General features: G+C 63.6%; 16 protein-coding genes and 1 tRNA gene. 6 read left to right on the top strand and 11 right to left on the bottom strand.

The window, feature by feature from the left end; genetic code table 11:
- Positions 1 to 142 precede the first annotated feature (142 nt).
- Both CCZ28_RS15580 and CCZ28_RS15585 read right to left on the bottom strand, forming a co-directional pair.
- Positions 143 to 1,144: an LLM class flavin-dependent oxidoreductase gene (locus CCZ28_RS15580; protein WP_140219402.1), complete on the bottom strand. Its 1,002-nt coding sequence runs from the start codon at positions 1,142 to 1,144 to the stop codon at positions 143 to 145.
- On the bottom strand, positions 1,128 to 1,538 hold the full coding sequence (locus CCZ28_RS15585; RefSeq protein WP_140219404.1) for a winged helix-turn-helix transcriptional regulator: 411 nt from the start codon (positions 1,536 to 1,538) through the stop codon (positions 1,128 to 1,130). The genes CCZ28_RS15580 and CCZ28_RS15585 overlap by 17 nt, the downstream gene beginning before the upstream one ends.
- Before the next feature lie 192 nt (positions 1,539 to 1,730).
- Here CCZ28_RS15585 and betI point away from each other — a divergent pair, with 192 nt between their 5' ends.
- The 3 genes from betI (at position 1,731) to betA (ending at position 5,893) form a co-directional block, all read left to right on the top strand.
- Positions 1,731 to 2,318, top strand: a complete 588-nt coding sequence (gene betI, locus CCZ28_RS15590) for a transcriptional regulator BetI (RefSeq protein ID WP_140219406.1) — start codon at positions 1,731 to 1,733, stop codon at positions 2,316 to 2,318.
- 240 nt (positions 2,319 to 2,558) lie between these two features.
- Positions 2,559 to 4,031 (top strand): betaine-aldehyde dehydrogenase, encoded by a 1,473-nt coding sequence (gene betB / locus CCZ28_RS15595; RefSeq protein ID WP_140219408.1) that lies wholly within the window; start codon positions 2,559 to 2,561, stop codon positions 4,029 to 4,031.
- A gap of 122 nt (positions 4,032 to 4,153) precedes the next feature.
- Positions 4,154 to 5,893 carry a choline dehydrogenase gene (gene betA / locus CCZ28_RS15600; RefSeq protein ID WP_140219411.1) on the top strand — a complete coding sequence of 580 codons (1,740 nt, stop codon included), beginning with the start codon at positions 4,154 to 4,156 and terminating at the stop codon, positions 5,891 to 5,893.
- Between the two features lie 154 nt (positions 5,894 to 6,047).
- Here betA and CCZ28_RS15605 read toward each other — a convergent pair whose 3' ends face one another.
- The gene (locus CCZ28_RS15605) at positions 6,048 to 6,392 is read right to left on the bottom strand and encodes a hypothetical protein (protein ID WP_140219413.1); all 345 of its coding nucleotides are present in this window, start codon (positions 6,390 to 6,392) and stop codon (positions 6,048 to 6,050) included.
- A gap of 118 nt (positions 6,393 to 6,510) precedes the next feature.
- Here CCZ28_RS15605 and CCZ28_RS15610 point away from each other — a divergent pair.
- Positions 6,511 to 6,586: transfer RNA gene (locus CCZ28_RS15610), tRNA-Thr, on the top strand.
- Positions 6,587 to 6,663: 77 nt separating this feature from the next.
- On the opposite strand, the gene CCZ28_RS15615 is transcribed toward CCZ28_RS15610, so the two are convergent.
- Complete coding sequence (locus CCZ28_RS15615; RefSeq protein ID WP_140219415.1) at positions 6,664 to 6,954, bottom strand: helix-turn-helix domain-containing protein; 291 nt, start codon at positions 6,952 to 6,954, stop codon at positions 6,664 to 6,666.
- Between the two features lie 98 nt (positions 6,955 to 7,052).
- Here CCZ28_RS15615 and CCZ28_RS15620 point away from each other — a divergent pair, with 98 nt between their 5' ends.
- The gene (locus CCZ28_RS15620; protein ID WP_140219417.1) at positions 7,053 to 7,379 is read left to right on the top strand and encodes a hypothetical protein; all 327 of its coding nucleotides are present in this window, start codon (positions 7,053 to 7,055) and stop codon (positions 7,377 to 7,379) included.
- A 77-nt stretch (positions 7,380 to 7,456) separates the two neighbouring features.
- Positions 7,457 to 8,890, top strand: a complete 1,434-nt coding sequence (locus tag CCZ28_RS15625) for an SEFIR domain-containing protein (protein ID WP_140219419.1) — start codon at positions 7,457 to 7,459, stop codon at positions 8,888 to 8,890.
- A 110-nt stretch (positions 8,891 to 9,000) separates the two neighbouring features.
- Here the strand turns inward: CCZ28_RS15625 and CCZ28_RS15630 are convergent, their stop codons facing one another.
- The 7 genes from CCZ28_RS15630 to CCZ28_RS15660 form a co-directional block, all read right to left on the bottom strand.
- Positions 9,001 to 9,318 carry a hypothetical protein gene (locus tag CCZ28_RS15630; RefSeq protein ID WP_140219421.1) on the bottom strand — a complete coding sequence of 106 codons (318 nt, stop codon included), beginning with the start codon at positions 9,316 to 9,318 and terminating at the stop codon, positions 9,001 to 9,003.
- Entirely contained in the window at positions 9,302 to 10,021 is a 720-nt protein-coding gene (locus tag CCZ28_RS15635; protein ID WP_140219423.1) for a hypothetical protein, read from the bottom strand. The genes CCZ28_RS15630 and CCZ28_RS15635 overlap by 17 nt, the downstream gene beginning before the upstream one ends.
- A gap of 559 nt (positions 10,022 to 10,580) precedes the next feature.
- On the bottom strand, positions 10,581 to 10,811 hold the full coding sequence (locus CCZ28_RS15640) for a hypothetical protein (RefSeq protein ID WP_140219425.1): 231 nt from the start codon (positions 10,809 to 10,811) through the stop codon (positions 10,581 to 10,583).
- A complete protein-coding gene (locus CCZ28_RS24580; RefSeq protein WP_140219426.1) occupies positions 10,808 to 11,248 on the bottom strand; it encodes a hypothetical protein in 441 nt (146 codons plus the stop codon). Before CCZ28_RS24580 ends, CCZ28_RS15640 begins: the two co-directional genes overlap by 4 nt.
- Positions 11,249 to 11,830: 582 nt before the next feature.
- A protein-coding gene (locus tag CCZ28_RS15650; protein WP_140221366.1) for an IS3 family transposase occupies positions 11,831 to 12,975 on the bottom strand; the annotation gives its coding sequence in 2 pieces (ribosomal slippage) (positions 11,831 to 12,705 and positions 12,705 to 12,975; 1,146 coding nt in all).
- A gap of 26 nt (positions 12,976 to 13,001) precedes the next feature.
- On the bottom strand, positions 13,002 to 15,290 hold the full coding sequence (locus tag CCZ28_RS15655) for a VapE domain-containing protein (protein ID WP_140219428.1): 2,289 nt from the start codon (positions 15,288 to 15,290) through the stop codon (positions 13,002 to 13,004).
- A gap of 2 nt (positions 15,291 to 15,292) precedes the next feature.
- Positions 15,293 to 15,595, bottom strand: coding sequence for a helix-turn-helix transcriptional regulator (locus CCZ28_RS15660; RefSeq protein ID WP_140219430.1), 303 nt, complete (start codon positions 15,593 to 15,595; stop codon positions 15,293 to 15,295).
- Between the last annotated feature and the right edge of the window lie 141 nt (positions 15,596 to 15,736).

The following is a 15,736-nucleotide window of genomic DNA, read 5'->3' on the forward strand; positions in this document are numbered from 1 at the left end:
ACATGAAAAAGCCGACCGCTACAAACGGTCGGCCTTTTCGTTTGGACCTGTTGGGCTTCGACGATGATGCCGTCTCAACCCAACCTACGGGGCTCGCGTAGGTTGGGTTGAGCCCAGCGAAGCCCAACAGGCCCAGCTCCCATCAACCGCTCTTCAGATCCGCCAGGATCGAAAACGCCTGCAAGCGATCCGCCTGCTCGTAGACGTCGCAGGTGAAGATCAGCTCGTCGGCGTCGGTCTTCTCCAGCAGCAACTCCAGGCGCTCACGCACCTTGTCCGGTCCGCCGATCACCGCCATGCCGAGGAAGCTCGACACGGATTCCTTCTCATGGGGCAACCAGACCCCCTCCATGCTGCGTACCGGCGGCTGCAGGCGCAGGCTGTCACCACGGAACAGGGCGAGGATGCGCTGATAGACGGTGGTGGCCAGGTAGTTGGCCTCGTCGTCGCTACCGGCGGCCACCAGGGGTACGCCGAGCATCACATAGGGGCGATCTAGCGTCTTGGACGGCTGGAAATTCTCCCGATACAGGCGGATCGCCTCGTGCACATAGCGCGGCGCGAAGTGCGAGGCGAAGGCATAGGGCAGGCCCTTGGCCGCCGCCAACTGGGCGCTGAACAGACTGGAACCCAGCAGCCAGATCGGCACCTCGGTGCCCACCCCCGGCATGGCGATCACGCCCTGCCCCGGCTGTTGCGGTCCGAAGTAATGCTGCAGTTCTTCCACGTCCCGCGGAAAGTCGTCGGAGCTGCCCAGGCGATCGCGGCGCAGAGCATAGGCGGTGCGCTGGTCCGACCCCGGCGCCCGACCGAGGCCCAGTTCGATCCGTCCCGGATACAGCGAGGCCAGGGTGCCGAACTGCTCGGCCACCACCAGCGGCGCGTGGTTGGGCAGCATGATGCCACCCGAGCCCAGGCGCAGGGTGCTGGTACCGGCGGCCAGATAGCCCAGCAGCACGGCGGTCGCCGAACTGGCGATGCCGTCCATGTTGTGGTGCTCGGCCACCCAGTAGCGGGAAAAGCCGAGTCGCTCGACATGCCGAGCCAGGTTCAGGGCATTGTGCAGCGCCTGGGCCGCGTCGCCATCGTCACGGATGGGAGCGAGGTCGAGGACCGACAGGGCGGTCTTAGCGAGACGGGTCATCAGGAATCTCCTCGGCGACCCTATCGTAGGCCGCCCTGTGGCGCTGAATGAGAGGCTGCTTCGCGGTGGCCCAGGCAGCCAGGGCGCCCACCGGCACCATCAGGCTCTGGCCCAGCTCGGTGAGGGCGTACTCCACCTGCGGCGGCTTGGTCGGCGTCACCGTGCGCGAGACCAGGCCATCGCGCTCCAGTTGGCGCAGGGTGACGCTGAGCATGCGCTGGGAAATGCCGTCGACCCGGCGGCGCAATTCGTTGAAGCGCAGCGGGCCGGATTCCAGGGTGAAGAGCGTCAGCAAGGACCAGGCATCACCGATCCGATCCAGCACGTCCCGGATCGGACAGGCATGGGCATGCAGACGGCGACGACTGGAGATACGACTGACCACGGCGTCCATGGCGATCCTCGAAGCAGAACTGACTCCAGCCTACGCCCTCCTGGCGGTTATTAAAAGTAACCACCCGTCAGGACTGGTGTTACCGCCAGTACCCAGGCACAATCCGAGAGGCAGTGATATTTTTTATTGATTGAACGTTCAATAAAAAATAGTTACCCTCGGAGGCTCCTTCCGCCCTCTCAGGAGATGCCCGTGCCCAAGGTCGGCATGCAGCCCATCCGCCGCTCGCAGCTCATCGCCGCGACCCTCGAAGCCGTCGACGAAGTCGGCATGGGCGACGCCAGTATCGCCTTCATCGCCCGCAAGGCCGGCGTCTCCAACGGCATCATCAGCCACTACTTCCAAGACAAGAACGGCCTGCTCGAGGCCACCATGCGGCATCTGATGAATGCCCTGCGCCAGGCCGTGCGCGAACGCCGGGCGCTGCTGCCCAACGACGATCCCGCCGCCAACCTGCGCGCCATCATCCAGGGCAACTTCGACGAGACCCAGGTCAGCGGCCCGGCCATGAAGACCTGGCTGGCCTTCTGGGCCACCAGCATGCACCAGCCCAACCTGCGGCGCCTGCAGCGCATCAACGACCTGCGCCTGTACTCGAATCTCTGCTGGCAATTCCGTCGCCTGCTGCCTCGCGACCAGGCCCGCGCCGCCGCCCGTGGCCTGGCCGCCATCATCGACGGCCTCTGGCTGCGCGGCGCCCTCTCCGGCGACGCCTTCAATACCCAGCAAGCCTTGCAGATCGCCTACGACTACCTGGACCTGCAACTGGCCAAGGCCTGATCCACCAGTCCCCGCCGCCCCTGCCACCTCCCAGGCAGGGGCCCGCCCGCTCCACCTCCCCACTCGAACCGCTCTGGGCCGGCCCTCGGCACGGCTGGTTTTCGTCGCGCACTTTTCATTGATTGAACGTTCAATAAAAATTAAGTAGACTGGTTTCCATCGCTGGAGCAGAAAGCCTCGTCTTTCGCTCCCTGTGTTCCTTGCGGGCGCAACGGCGCCTGCCCAGCCTGGGAGATCGTCATGGCCCGTTTCGCCGAACAGCAGCTCTACATCGGTGGTCGCTACGTCGCCGCCACCAGTGGCGCCACCTTCGAAAGCCTCAACCCCGCTACCGGGGAAGTGCTCGCCCAGGTCCAGCGCGCCAGCCGCGCCGACGTGGACAAGGCCGTCGAAGCCGCGGCCGCCGGCCAGAAGGTGTGGGCCGCCATGACCGCGATGCAGCGTTCGCGGATCCTGCGCAAGGCGGTGGATATCCTGCGTGAGCGCAACGATGAGCTCGCCCTGCTGGAAACCCTGGACACCGGCAAGGCCCTGTCCGAAACCCAGGCCGTGGACATCGTCACCGGCGCCGACGTGCTCGAGTACTACGCCGGCCTGATCCCGGCTCTGGAAGGCGAGCAGATCCCCCTGCGCGAGACCTCCTTCGTCTATACCCGTCGCGAACCCCTGGGCGTGGTCGCCGGCATCGGTGCCTGGAACTACCCGATCCAGATCGCCCTGTGGAAATCCGCCCCGGCCCTGGCCGCCGGCAACGCCATGATCTTCAAGCCCAGCGAGGTGACCTCCCTCACTGCCCTGAAACTGGCCGAGATCTACACCGAAGCCGGCCTGCCCGATGGCGTCTTCAACGTCCTCACCGGTAGTGGTCGCGAAGTCGGTCAATGGCTGAGCGAGCACCCCGGCATCGAGAAGATTTCCTTCACCGGCGGTACCACCACCGGCAAGAAGGTCATGGCCAGTGCTTCCAGCTCCACGCTCAAGGAAGTCACCATGGAACTGGGCGGCAAGTCGCCGCTGATCGTCTTCGAAGATGCCGATCTGGATCGCGCGGCGGACATCGCCGTGATGGCCAACTTCTTCAGCACCGGCCAGGTCTGCACCAATGGCACCCGGGTCTTCGTACCCAAGACGCTGGCCGCGGCCTTCGAAGCCAAGGTGGTCGAGCGCGTCAAGCGCATCCGCCTGGGCAACCCCGAGGACCTGAACACCAACTTCGGGCCGCTCACCAGCCTCGGTCATATGGAAAGCGTGCTCGAGTACATCGAGTCGGGCCGTCGCGAAGGCGCCCGCCTGGTGATCGGCGGTGAGCGCGTCACCACCGGCGAATTCGCCAAGGGCGCCTACGTCGCCGCGACCGTCTTCGCCGACTGCCGCGACGACATGACCATCGTGCGCGAAGAGATCTTCGGGCCGGTCATGAGCATCCTCACCTACGACAGCGAAGACGAAGTGATCCGTCGCGCAAACGACAGCGAATACGGCCTGGCCGCCGGCATCGTCACCTGCGACCTGGCGCGCGCGCACCGGGTCATCCATCGCCTGGAAGCCGGTATCTGCTGGATCAACACCTGGGGCGAGTCCCCGGCGGAAATGCCCGTCGGCGGCTACAAGCAGTCCGGCGTGGGCCGCGAGAACGGCATCTCCACCCTGGGCCACTACACCCGCATCAAGTCCGTGCAGGTCGAGCTGGGCGACTACGCCTCGGTGTTCTGAGCACACCGCTAGCCTGCCCCCCTCCCGCCGCCGTGGAGGGGTCGCTTTCTCCCCTCTTCGCCGAAGAGGGGCCGGGGGCAAGGGACCAGGGGTCCGCGCCCACAGCTAAGAGGAGAACCTTCATGGCCCAAGAATTCGATTACATCATCATCGGCGCCGGCTCGGCCGGTAACGTCCTGGCGACCCGCCTGACCGAGGATAAGGACGTGACCGTCCTGCTGCTCGAAGCCGGTGGCCCCGACTATCGCCTGGACTTCCGCACCCAGATGCCGGCCGCCCTGGCCTATCCGCTGCAGGGCAAGAGATACAACTGGGCCTACCAGACCGAGCCCGAGCCGCACATGGACAACCGCCGGATGGAATGCGGCCGTGGCAAGGGCCTGGGTGGCTCCTCGCTGATCAACGGCATGTGCTACATCCGCGGCAATGCCCTGGACTACGACCAGTGGGCGCAGCTCGATGGCCTGGAAGACTGGACCTACCTGGACTGCCTGCCCTACTTCCGCAAGGCCGAGAAGCGCGACGCCGGTGCCAACGACTGGCATGGCGGCGACGGCCCGGTCTCGGTGACCACCGCCAAGCCAAACGCCAATCCGCTGTTCGAAGCCATGGTCGAGGCCGGCGTCCAGGCCGGCTACCCGCGCACCACCGATCTCAACGGCTACCAGCAGGAAGGCTTCGGCCCGATGGACCGTTTCGTCACCCCGGACGGCCGTCGCTCCAGCACCGCCCGCGGCTACCTGGACCAGGCCAAGGGCCGCCCAAACCTGACCATCGTCACCCACGCCACCACCGACCGCATCCTCTTCGACGGCAAGCGCGCCTCTGGCGTGGCCTACCTGAAGGGCGACTCCATGGAAGTCATCACCGCGCGCGCCCGCCGCGAGGTACTGCTCTGCGCTGGCGCCATCGCCTCGCCGCAGATCCTGCAGCGCTCCGGTGTCGGCCCCGCGCCGCTGCTGCGGCGCTTCGACATCCCGGTGATCCACGACCTGCCCGGCGTCGGCCAGAATCTGCAGGATCACCTGGAGATGTACCTGCAGTACGAGTGCAAGCAGCCGGTCTCGCTGTATCCGGCACTGAAGTGGTACAACCAGCCGCAGATCGGCCTGGAGTGGATGCTCAAGGGCACCGGCCTGGGCGCCACCAACCACTTCGAAGCGGGCGGTTTCATCCGCTCCAGCGAAGAGTTCGACTGGCCCAACATCCAGTACCACTTCCTGCCGATCGCCATCAACTACAACGGCAGCAACGCCATCGAAGCCCACGGCTTCCAGGCCCACGTCGGCTCCATGAGATCGCCCAGCCGGGGTCGTATCGAGCTGACCTCGCGTGATCCGCGCCAGCACCCCAGCATCCTGTTCAACTACATGAGTACCGAGCAGGACTGGCGCGAATTCCGCGACGGCATCCGCCTGACTCGCGAGATCATGCAGCAGCCGGCACTGGACCCCTACCGCGGCGAAGAGATCAACCCGGGCCGCGACTGCGTGACCGATGCCCAGCTGGACGCCTTCGTGCGCTCCCATGCCGAGACCGCCTATCATCCCTCCTGCTCCAACAAGATGGGTACCGACGACATGGCAGTGGTCGACGGCGCCGGTCGGGTGCACGGCCTGGAAGGCCTGCGCGTGGTGGACGCCTCCATCATGCCGATCATCGCGACCGGCAACCTCAATGCCCCGACCATAATGATTGCCGAGAAGATCGCCGACAAAATTCGCGGCCGCACCCCGCTGCCACGCAGCAACGCCGCCTACTACGTCGCCAACGGCGCCCCGGTCCGGGGCACCCCGCTGCGCAACGTGAGCGGTCAACGCGCTGCTGCTGAACCGCACCACCGCGATCAACCGGCCGCCTGATCGCAGTGGCACAACGCGAGAAGGGCGCCAATCGGCGCCCTTCTCGTATCTGTCCAGCCAACCTCAGCAATTATCTGTCTAGCCAACCTCAGCGATGCCGCCGCTCTTCCCCCTCTTCCCTCCGGGAGAGGGCCGGGGTGAGGGCCGCCTCACCTCACAGACAATCCTTCACCGCCGTCAAGATGGTTCGCGGCCGCAGCGGATTGTTCGCCATCTGCTCACGCAACTGAATCCGCGTCCCCCGCGAAGCCGATCCGATATCGATGATCGCCGCGGTCGCCCCAGGCACCTTGCTGTCCACCAGCACCCGCTGGCTGCTCCCCTGCGGCTGGACCACCACATGGCGACCATCCTTCTCGAGCCCGGCAACCAGGCAGCCGCGATAGTCTTCAGCACTCTTGCCCGTACGCAACTCCATCGGCGGATTGCGCTCAAGGTTCGCCTGACTGGTGCAACCAGCCAGAGCAGCGGCCAGCATGGCCAGGGTCTTCGTTCTCATCAGCGGCTCCTCGCAAGCTCTTTGCCCCATTCTACCGGTTCGGCGCTTACACGAGGCTTAACGGACGCACATCCTTGGTTTACAAGGGCTTTTCCATGGCTATAATGGCGTCCCCCTTGCCGGTATAGCTCAGCTGGTAGAGCAACTGACTTGTAATCAGTAGGTCCCGGGTTCGACTCCTGGTGCCGGCACCAAGCGCTGCAAGACCTTAGGCCAACCTCCCGGTTGGCCTTCGTCGTTTCTGGGCCAAGGCAAACACGGTTCCGACACGCTAGCGCACGGACGGACGTCCCTTGCGCGTCTTGGGCGAGTCGCTGCCCCTCCCCCTCCTATCAAGAAACTCCCCGATCAGCTCGAGCGGCGGCACCCCTATCGCCTCGGCCAGCTCGACCAGCTCGACGGCGTCTATACGCCTCTCGCCCCTCTCGCACTTGGACACGAAGGTCTGGGTGTTGCCGATCCGCCGTGCGAGCTCCACCTGCGAGACGCCCGCACGCTGCCTCGCCCCGCGTAGGACGTCGAGGAGCGTCTGGTAGTCGTCGTTGTGGGTAGAGTTCGCCATCGTGCAGTGACCTGGGGTTCACGGCACGGTAGAGTCCACATCGGGATAGTCCAAAATGGACTATTTATCAGACACGATCCTCATGGAAGGAGAGCACCATGCGTCACGTCATCGCCGCACTAGCCACCGTCGTCGCCCTGTCCGCGCACGCGGCAGACGAGCCTACCCAGGCCCAAAGGGACTTCGTCACCTACCTCGTCAAGAGCGGGAAGGAGCCGAAGGTGAAGGACGCGACCTGGATGGGCAGGAACAACCTCTACGTCGGCGTCATCGACGACCGCACTCCGCGCGACGGCTTCGCCAACTACATCTGCTCGGTGGCTGCAGACCGAGGCCTTACGCCCGACCTGGTCAAGATCGTGGACATCGTCAAGGTCGTGCGCACTGGCAAGTTCGTCGAGCTTGGGAAAAGCAGATGTAATTAGGCTCTGATGACCGCTTTCTGATGACGTGTTGGTCCGCTAGTATCAGACTATCGCCACCAGAAAGCGGGACTATAGAAATGGAATCAGTTGCCCCTAAACTATTTATTTCCTACAGCTGGTCTACACCTGAGCATGAACAATGGGTTATTGACTTAGCCACACAACTGGTTGAATCCGGCGTTGACGTCATACTAGACAAATGGGATCTACGTGAAGGACATGACTCAGTAGCTTTCATGGAAAAAATGGTAACCGATGAAAACATAAAAAAGGTCGCTATAGTTTCTGACAAAATATATGCAGAGAAAGCGGACGGCCGAAACGGCGGAGTAGGTACAGAGACCCAAATCATTTCTAGAAAGGTTTATGAAAACCAATCTCAGGACAAGTTTGTTGCAATCCTCCCGTGCAGAGATGAACACGGCAAAGCATATCTCCCGACCTATTACAATAGCAGAATATATATCGATCTCAGTGAGCCTGAGAGATACAACGAAGACTTTGAAAAGCTCCTTCGATGGGTGTTTGACAAACCTCTATATATCAAACCAGAAATAGGAAAAAGGCCGGAATTTCTTGAGTCTGCCAATACTACCTCCTTAGGAGCAACAGCTTCTTTTAGAAGAGCAAATGACGCCCTCAAGACAGGGAAAAGTTATGCAAATGGCGCAACTGACGAGTATCTTAGTCTTTTCACCGAAAACCTCGAAAGGTTTAGAATAAAACAATCAGATTCGAAAGAATTTGATGATGAAGTAGTAGAAAACCTTGGCGAACTAGCCAGTGCCAAGGACGAAGTTCTCAACGTCATTTTGTCTATCGCGCAATATCAAGCCACAGAAGAAATGATCCAAAAGCTTCATAGATTTTTTGAACGCCTCATTGACTATACATTACCCCCTCAATCCGCAAGAAGCTACAATACAGCAGATTTTGACAACTACAAATTTTTGGTGCACGAGCTGTTTTTAAGCACCATTGCAATACTATGTAAAAATGAAAGATTTTCGGCGGCAAACCTATTACTTGAGACCCCCTATTGCACTAGAAACGATAGCTCCCGATTTAACCATGGAGCAGGAACTTTTAGTGCATTTCTACAAATGCCAGACTCACTTGATTACAGAAATAGACGACTCAAATTGAACAGAATATCTCTTCAAGCGGATATTTTAAAAGAAAGAACAAGACACTCGTGCATAGACTTCTCATCGATTATGCAAGCCGATTTTATCTTGTACCTTAGGGCTGAGTTTGAAAGAATTGCATGGTGGCCCATAACTCTAGTTTATGCGGGACACCAATATTCTCCTTTCGAAGTTTTTGCACGCTCTGCTTCGAGAAAGCACTTCGAAAAAGTCAAAGAAGTCATATCAGTATCAAATAAAACAGATGTAGATCTATTTGTCGAAGAACTCGATCAAGGTAAACGAAGAGTTCCATCAACAGGCTGGGACCGCTTTTCTCCAAAAGTACTTATGGGCTTTGATAACCTATGTACTCGACCATGAGCATGACGTTGGACATTTGATGCCGCATCAACGGGTCGGGCCACGTAAGCGACTGAAAGACAAAGGGCTACCCTCCGGGTAGCCCTTCTCTAACACGGCCTGACAACACGTCAGGGGACGTACGCGTCGAGCAGCCCCGTCCATACGCCAGGGCGGCACCCGTAGCATGCCCCCTCGGCGTCGGCCAGCGTCGCCCGGTCGACGTAGCAGTCCCACGAGCGCGAGTAGTGCAGGCCGAGGTGCTCGGCCGCCCGGTCGAACACCGGTCCGCCCAGGGCGTAGCCGGCACGCTCGCACGCCAGGCGCAGCGGCTCGATCAGCTCGCCGCGCTGCCTGATCGACCGGCCCCGCATCGCTCCCACCATGGCGTCGCACGCCACGCCGAAAGCGATGCCCCGTGCCCTCCTCTCCTCAGCCGCGGTCAGCATTCTCGAGCTCCTCGAGCAGCGAGGGGTCGAGGGCCTGCCGCTGCATCGCGAGGCCCACAGTGCTCAGGGGGCTGGAGCGACCCGCACGCCAGGCACGGATGGCGACCACGGTAGCCTGTAGCTGGTGCTCCGCGATGGCGATGTACTCGGCGGCCTTCCGGTGCTCGTCCATGCCGACGGCGTTGGCGAGCTCGGACGCGGTGAAGGGGCGCGAGTCGCGCGGAAGCTGGTCCAGCCGGGAGAGCACGGCGGCGGCCAGGGCCACGTCCGAGGTGCCAACGGCGAGCTGCCCCATCGCGGCGAGCTCCGCAGGCCCTGCGCCCCGGAGCTGCACGGTGTAGGCCGTGCGACGCTCGGAGCCGAGCGCCTGCCGGGCGAGGACCTGGACGGGGCTGGCGTAGTAGACGCGCTGGCCGACGGCCGCGGCGTGCGCCTTGCCCGCCTCGCGTAGCAGGCCGTCCAGCTCGTCGTCGGCCGAGGCGCGGACCTCCACGAGGGCCTGCCGGACCTCCTGCGCCTCGAGCCCCTGGAGGACGGACATCTGGGTCTGCATGCCCGAGGCGCGGGTCTTCGCCCAGCGTGCAACGATCTCGGTGCGGCGGGCGGCGGCGTCTCTCTGCAGGCGCTCGATGACGCGGACGGCGCGGGCGTTGATGGACGCAAGTGCCTGGGCGTGCTCGGCGATGGCCGAGACGGTCAGCATGGGGGTTTTGATGAGTGCGGTCCTGGAAGGGTCTCCGATCTCCGGGACCCTCGGCGGCGGCGGGATGCCGCTGGGGAGGTTGCCTCGGTGGGTCGCTGTGCCCAGCCTCAGCCGTCGGCGCGTGCCTCACGCCTCGGGACCGCCTTCGGCCCCGGAGTGAGGCCATCGTGCGTCGCCGTCGCGACGGCGCGAGCCATCGCGTGTCACGGCCGTGTCGTGCGCCCCGCCACGAACGGACGGGGCCAGGTGGCGGCTCGACGTGGAGGGCTCCCGCCCGTAGATCGTCGGTCGGGCGCTCAGTCCGGCCCGGCCAGGCCCCCGCAGCCGACGCAGATCCGGCAGCGGACGACGTCGCCGCTCCAGGCCGGACGCCGGCAGCGCATGCACCTCACCCAGCCGACGCGCCGCACGACCCGCCCGCGGGGGTCCGCGTTGTAGTCCAGCACCGGCTCCCGGCGGGCCCCGCCGTCGTCGGGCCAGCGTCCGGGCTCGACGAGGTCATAGCCCTGCGTCCTGAGGTGGGCCGCCATGAGAGCGTGCTTCGGCAGCTGGCGGCCCCTCACGAGTACGGCCCCCTCTCCGCGTGCTCGACCGCCAGCTGCGCCCACTCCTCGGCGTCGAGCGCCGGGACGGGCCCCAGGGCCGGCGAGCCCACCCGGAGGCGCGACCTGACGAACCTCGGGCCGCCCAGGCGCTCCACGGCGGCCGGCGCGGTGGCGACGACCGAGGCCACCGCCGAGTCGATCAGGCGCAGGTAGGCGAGCGCCTGCGACGCGGTGAGCCCGCTCATGGCCGGTCCGCCTCGGCCAGGGCCTCCCGCTCGGCCTCGGCGTACCGCTCCAGCAAGGGCACGAGCCGCGCCTGGTCCTCCTCGCTCATACGCTGCAGCGCCTCGAAGCTCAGCCCCGTCTGGGCCTCGACTTTGATGCGCAGGCGCTCGGCCATGCGGTCGCCGAAGCGGAACTTGAGCAGCACCTCCAGCAGGCGGTCGCTCTTGCCCTCGGTGGCGCGGGCGTAGGCCTCGCCGAGCAGGCCGTCGAGCGCGGTCTCGAGGGCCGCCTCCCAGCGGGCACGGAACGCCGCGTCGCGCTGCTTGTGCTCGAAGGCCGTGCGGCGGTGGATGCCGCAGGCCTCGGCGGCCCGCTTCGGCGAGCAGGTCTCCTCCAGCAGCTCTAGGAAGCGCTCGCGCAGCTCGGGCGTGAACGCGACGGGGATCTTGCGGGTCATGGGTCTCTCCAGAAAAGACGGCTTACGACCGTGATCCTGGCGTGTCAGGCGCGCGCGGCGAGCCACCGTTCGGCCAGCGTCGGCGTGGCACGGGGGACATCGCGCCCGCCGATAGGGGATCGATGGGCGAGGCCTCGCGCGCGAGGGAGAACCCGGTGAGTGTCCCAAGATGCGAATTCGGCCACGGGGCCATCCCGGATAGTCAAACAGGCGCGCTACTGCGTTACCGCCCCTTGTTACCCGGCAGTATCGGGCCAAAGCCTTGCACCGCACGGCTTGCTGCCGCGTTACTGATGTTGCTGTGCAAATCGCCAAAACTCTGAACTTGTCGGATATCCGTCAGCAGCCGAGCAATGTGTGCTGCGACGAGAATGGAGGGTCCTTACTTCTTATTACTTTATTTTTTAAGGTAACAAGAGTAACAAGGTAACAAGCCTTGCGGTGCAAGGCTTTGGCGCGTTACCGAAGATACTCGCTAGGCGGTAGCAGGGTAACGCCCCCTGGTTTAGTCGGCCCTCAAAGGCAGGCTTTTACGGGCTTTTTGTAGTGGTCAAGCTTTGGTGGACACCGGGATAGGGGATTTCAGGTAGTGGCCTTCTCGTAGTCGGCAGGTGATCGATAGCCGAGGGTGGAGTGCAGCCGGTGGGTGTTGTAGAAGGCGACGATGTAATGAGTGATGTCGGCAGCGGCCTCGGCCGGATTGGCGTAACGGCGTTGCCAGACCCGTTCCATCTTCAGGTTCAGGAAGAACCGTTCCATGACGGCGTTATCCCAGCAGTTTCCCTTGCGGCTCATGCTGGCAACCAGGCCATGGCGAGTCAGCAGGTCGCGGTGGGCTTGGCTGGCATACTGGCTGCCGCGGTCGGTGTGCACGATCAGCCCAGGCGTGGGCTGGCGTAGCGCGATGGCCATTTGCAGTGCCGTGCAGACCAGCTCGGCGGGCATGTGCGGAGCCATCGCCCAGCCCACGATCTTGCGTGAATACAAATCCAGCACGGCCGCCAGGTACAGCCAGCCGCGCTCGGTGCGGATGTAGGTGATATCAGCTCCCCACGCCTGGTCGGGGGCGTGCGGGTTAAAGCGTCGAGCCAGGTGGTTGTCGGCTATCGGCAGCTCATGTCGGCTATCGGTGGTATGGACGAACTGACGCTTCCAGTGCGCCTTCAGGCCCTGCTGCTTCATCAGGCGTCGCACTCGGTGGCGCCCCACACGCAAGCCCTGGGCCTTCAGGCTCGCACTCAGCCGGCGACTACCGTAGTTGCCACCACTCGCCTGGAAGGCAGCCTGCAACGGTGCGGTAAGGGGGCAGGCCCGTGAGACTCGCCCGCGATGACGTGCAGCATACACGCCCGAGCGACTCACACCCACAAGCCGACACGGTCGGGACGTTTCGACCTTCTCCTGCCACTGATCGATCATCTGCTGGATCACTTCAGTTCCCGGGCGAAGAAGGCCGAGGCTTTTTTTAGGATCGAGACATCCTCGCGTAGCCGCTGGTTTTCCCGCTCCAACTCCCGAATGCGTTGTTGCTCTGCAGTCAACGGCTTACCCTGGCCAGGCTGCCCCGCCTGCTCGGCATCGTACTGGGCCAGCCAACGGCGTACTGCACTATCGACCAGGTCCAAGTCACGGCAGACCTGCGTCACGCTCAGGCCTTGGTCTCTGATCATTTGCACCACCTGCAGTTTGAAGGCGGTGTCGAAGCGTCTACGGATACGTGATGTCATGGCGTTCAGATCCTCGTGGGGGATGATCATCCCCTATCGAGGTGTCCACGAGAATTAGGCCACCACATTTCGTACCCCTTTCCCTGCTTCCCGTCGATTCGCATGTTCTCCCTGTGGGTCCATCCCAGGCTGCGCTCCATGACTGTGCGGAGTTGCTTCGAGTCGGCTGGCGTCCTGTCCTTGGCCGCAATCCCCAGCATGTCGAAGAGCGTCGAGGTGTGGACTCGGTCGATCACCCTCGGCTCGTTTCCAGGGGGCCAGATACCACCGTTGAGGATATCGCCGAGTACGTCCACCCAGGGGTGTTCGGTCCTCCTGGACTCCTGCTCCACCTGGGCCTCCGCCCAGAGCTCCTTCGGCAGGGTGAGCGACTCCCCCTCGGACTCTCGGTGGGCGGCTTCTGCCCATAGCTGGTCGCGTACAAGGCTGATCCCTTCTAGGTCCACGCCCCTGACCTTGATGGGCCAGAACCGACGGTTGCCGGTCGCGTCCATGAGGTATTCGGCCTGGTTGGTCGTGCCGATGAACACACACTGCCTATCGAGACTTTTCGTCATCCGCTCGTAGGGCAGTCGGACCTTGTCCGTCCCGCTCGAGACGAATTGCTTGAGCGACTCTACGGCGGACCTCTTGAGGACCGACATCTCCCCCAGCTCGATGATCCAACGCCCCCGTAGCGCGAGGGCTGCCTCCTTGCTCTCCGTATTTCCTAGGGGTGTGTCGGAGAACCAGTCCCCGTTGGGGCAGAGAGCCCTTATTAGGGAGCTCTTCCCCACGCCCTGCTCTCCCTCGAGGACCATCACGTTGTCGAACTTGCAGCCCGGCACCCGCACCCTCCTGACGGCGGCCAGGAGCACCTTGGCGCCGACCGCCCGAGTGTACGCGTTGTCCTCGACCCCCGCGTAACTGGTGAGCCACCCGTCGAGCCGTTCCTCGCCGTCCCATACTTGGCGATCAAGGTACTCCCGCACCGGGTGGACAGTGTTCTCGAGTGCCACAGTGAGTAGCGCCTCCATGACATCGTCCTTGCCCCAGTTAACCTTCATCGTCTGCACTAGGAAGGCCCTTATGCGACGCACGGTGTCATCGTCCAATCGGCTGCCGGCACCGCCCCAAGGTAAGTGCTCAGCCGCCAGATGGGTCTCCCCGCCGAACTCATCGTGAACGAGGCCCATCTGGGGGGCAAGACGCCTAACGAGCGCCAGGCAGTTATGGAAATCGTTCTTGACCTTCCCCGTCTCGGTCGTGGCGAGCCTCGGCCAGACGCTGGCCGCCTCGATGCGCTGCGAGAGAGACGCTACCTCCTCGTCCGTCACCTCCTCGAAGTCGTCCTCCGGCTCGGCATGCGGGACGCTCAGGCCGCACCTGGCGAGCACTTGGTGCAGGTGGCGCACCGTAGTAGGTCTACCACCGCGGCCCGAGCGGACCGCGAGCGAGTCCCACCGTTTGCCGATGACCTCGGCATGGTCGCCGTACCCGGCAGCCTGCGTACTCCAGGCGATGAACTCCTCCCGACCCGCGGCTGCAGTTCCGTGGTGGCACGCACACATGAGCTGGAACCAGTCTTCGTGCGCGCCCTCACCGAAATCGTCAGGCGGTAGGTCGGCCAGCGCGCCGGCGAGCTGCTCCGGCGTTATGTCCCCCCAAAGGTCCGCCTCGACGGTCCCGGCCGGCCTTTCGACCCGGCGGACACGCAGCACTTCGAGCAGCTCGGCCGGTGCCTGCGGCGTCTCGTCGGGGCCGAGCATCCAGAACTCAGACTCGTAGCGGCGGCCGGTATCGGGGTGCACCGAACCAGGGGCCACAACCTGTCCACCCTGCTTTTTGAAGTCGATGCCGGGGTACTGCGGCAACCCGCCTACGGTGGCGAGCCCCGCAGGCTTGCGCAAGTAGTAATGGTGTCCGCCGCCGCCCGTGACAACGTGGGGGCACGCGTTTAGATCCAAGCCGCAGTCGGCGACCAGTGCACCTAGTGAGGTATCGCCGCCGTTGCGCGGATCCACGTCCACGACTAGATCCGTCGGCCCGAGGCGCACTCCAAGGTTAGCGCCATGGGCACGCGCCTCGGCTATCACGTCGGCGGCGACGTATCGACGATTCGGCCGATTCCTGTCCCTAGGTGCCTTGCTGCCATCCCGTAGAGGAATGAGCTCGTAGCCGGCGCGAACCAAGAACTCGGCATCCTCGAACGATGGCGTATCCCTCCGGGATGCCGCCGTACCATGTTCCTTACGGGTGGTCATGCCCGTCTCCTCCTTAATCGCCTCGTCGCACTCACGCCCGCCTAGCCCGCGGGCGTTTTCTTTTGCGTCCATGCTCAGCCCTCCTTCACGCAGGTACGTGTGGCCAGCATGGCGTCGGCGGAGCGGCGCATGCCCTCGCCCATCGCCTGCCCCTGGGCGTGATGGCGGAGGTCACCCACGCGGTAGCGGATCATCTTCGGGCCGAGGCGCACGAAGCAGGGACCGCCACCGTGACTGCGGTACCAGGCAAGAGTGTTGTAGCGGAGGCGCAGGAAAGCGGCGGCCTCCTGTGCGGTGACGAGCGCATCGTCGGGGAGCGCGTGGAGCGTGCGTACTTCTTCGGGCGTCAACGTGGGCGCCAGGTAGGGCTTCGACATCTCTGAGGTCTCGGTCTGGTCAGCTAGGGAGTTGTGCACATCCGCCGCCTTCCGCCGCAGATAGGGCTCCGATCCTCCGTTGTGCCTCTGGAGGGGAGCCTCGGCTGTTCTTGCCACCGAAAGCACTTCTGATCGCCCTAG

It is taken from the genome of Pseudomonas oryzihabitans (assembly GCF_006384975.1).
GTDB classification, from domain to species: Bacteria; Pseudomonadota; Gammaproteobacteria; order Pseudomonadales; family Pseudomonadaceae; genus Chryseomonas; species Chryseomonas psychrotolerans_B.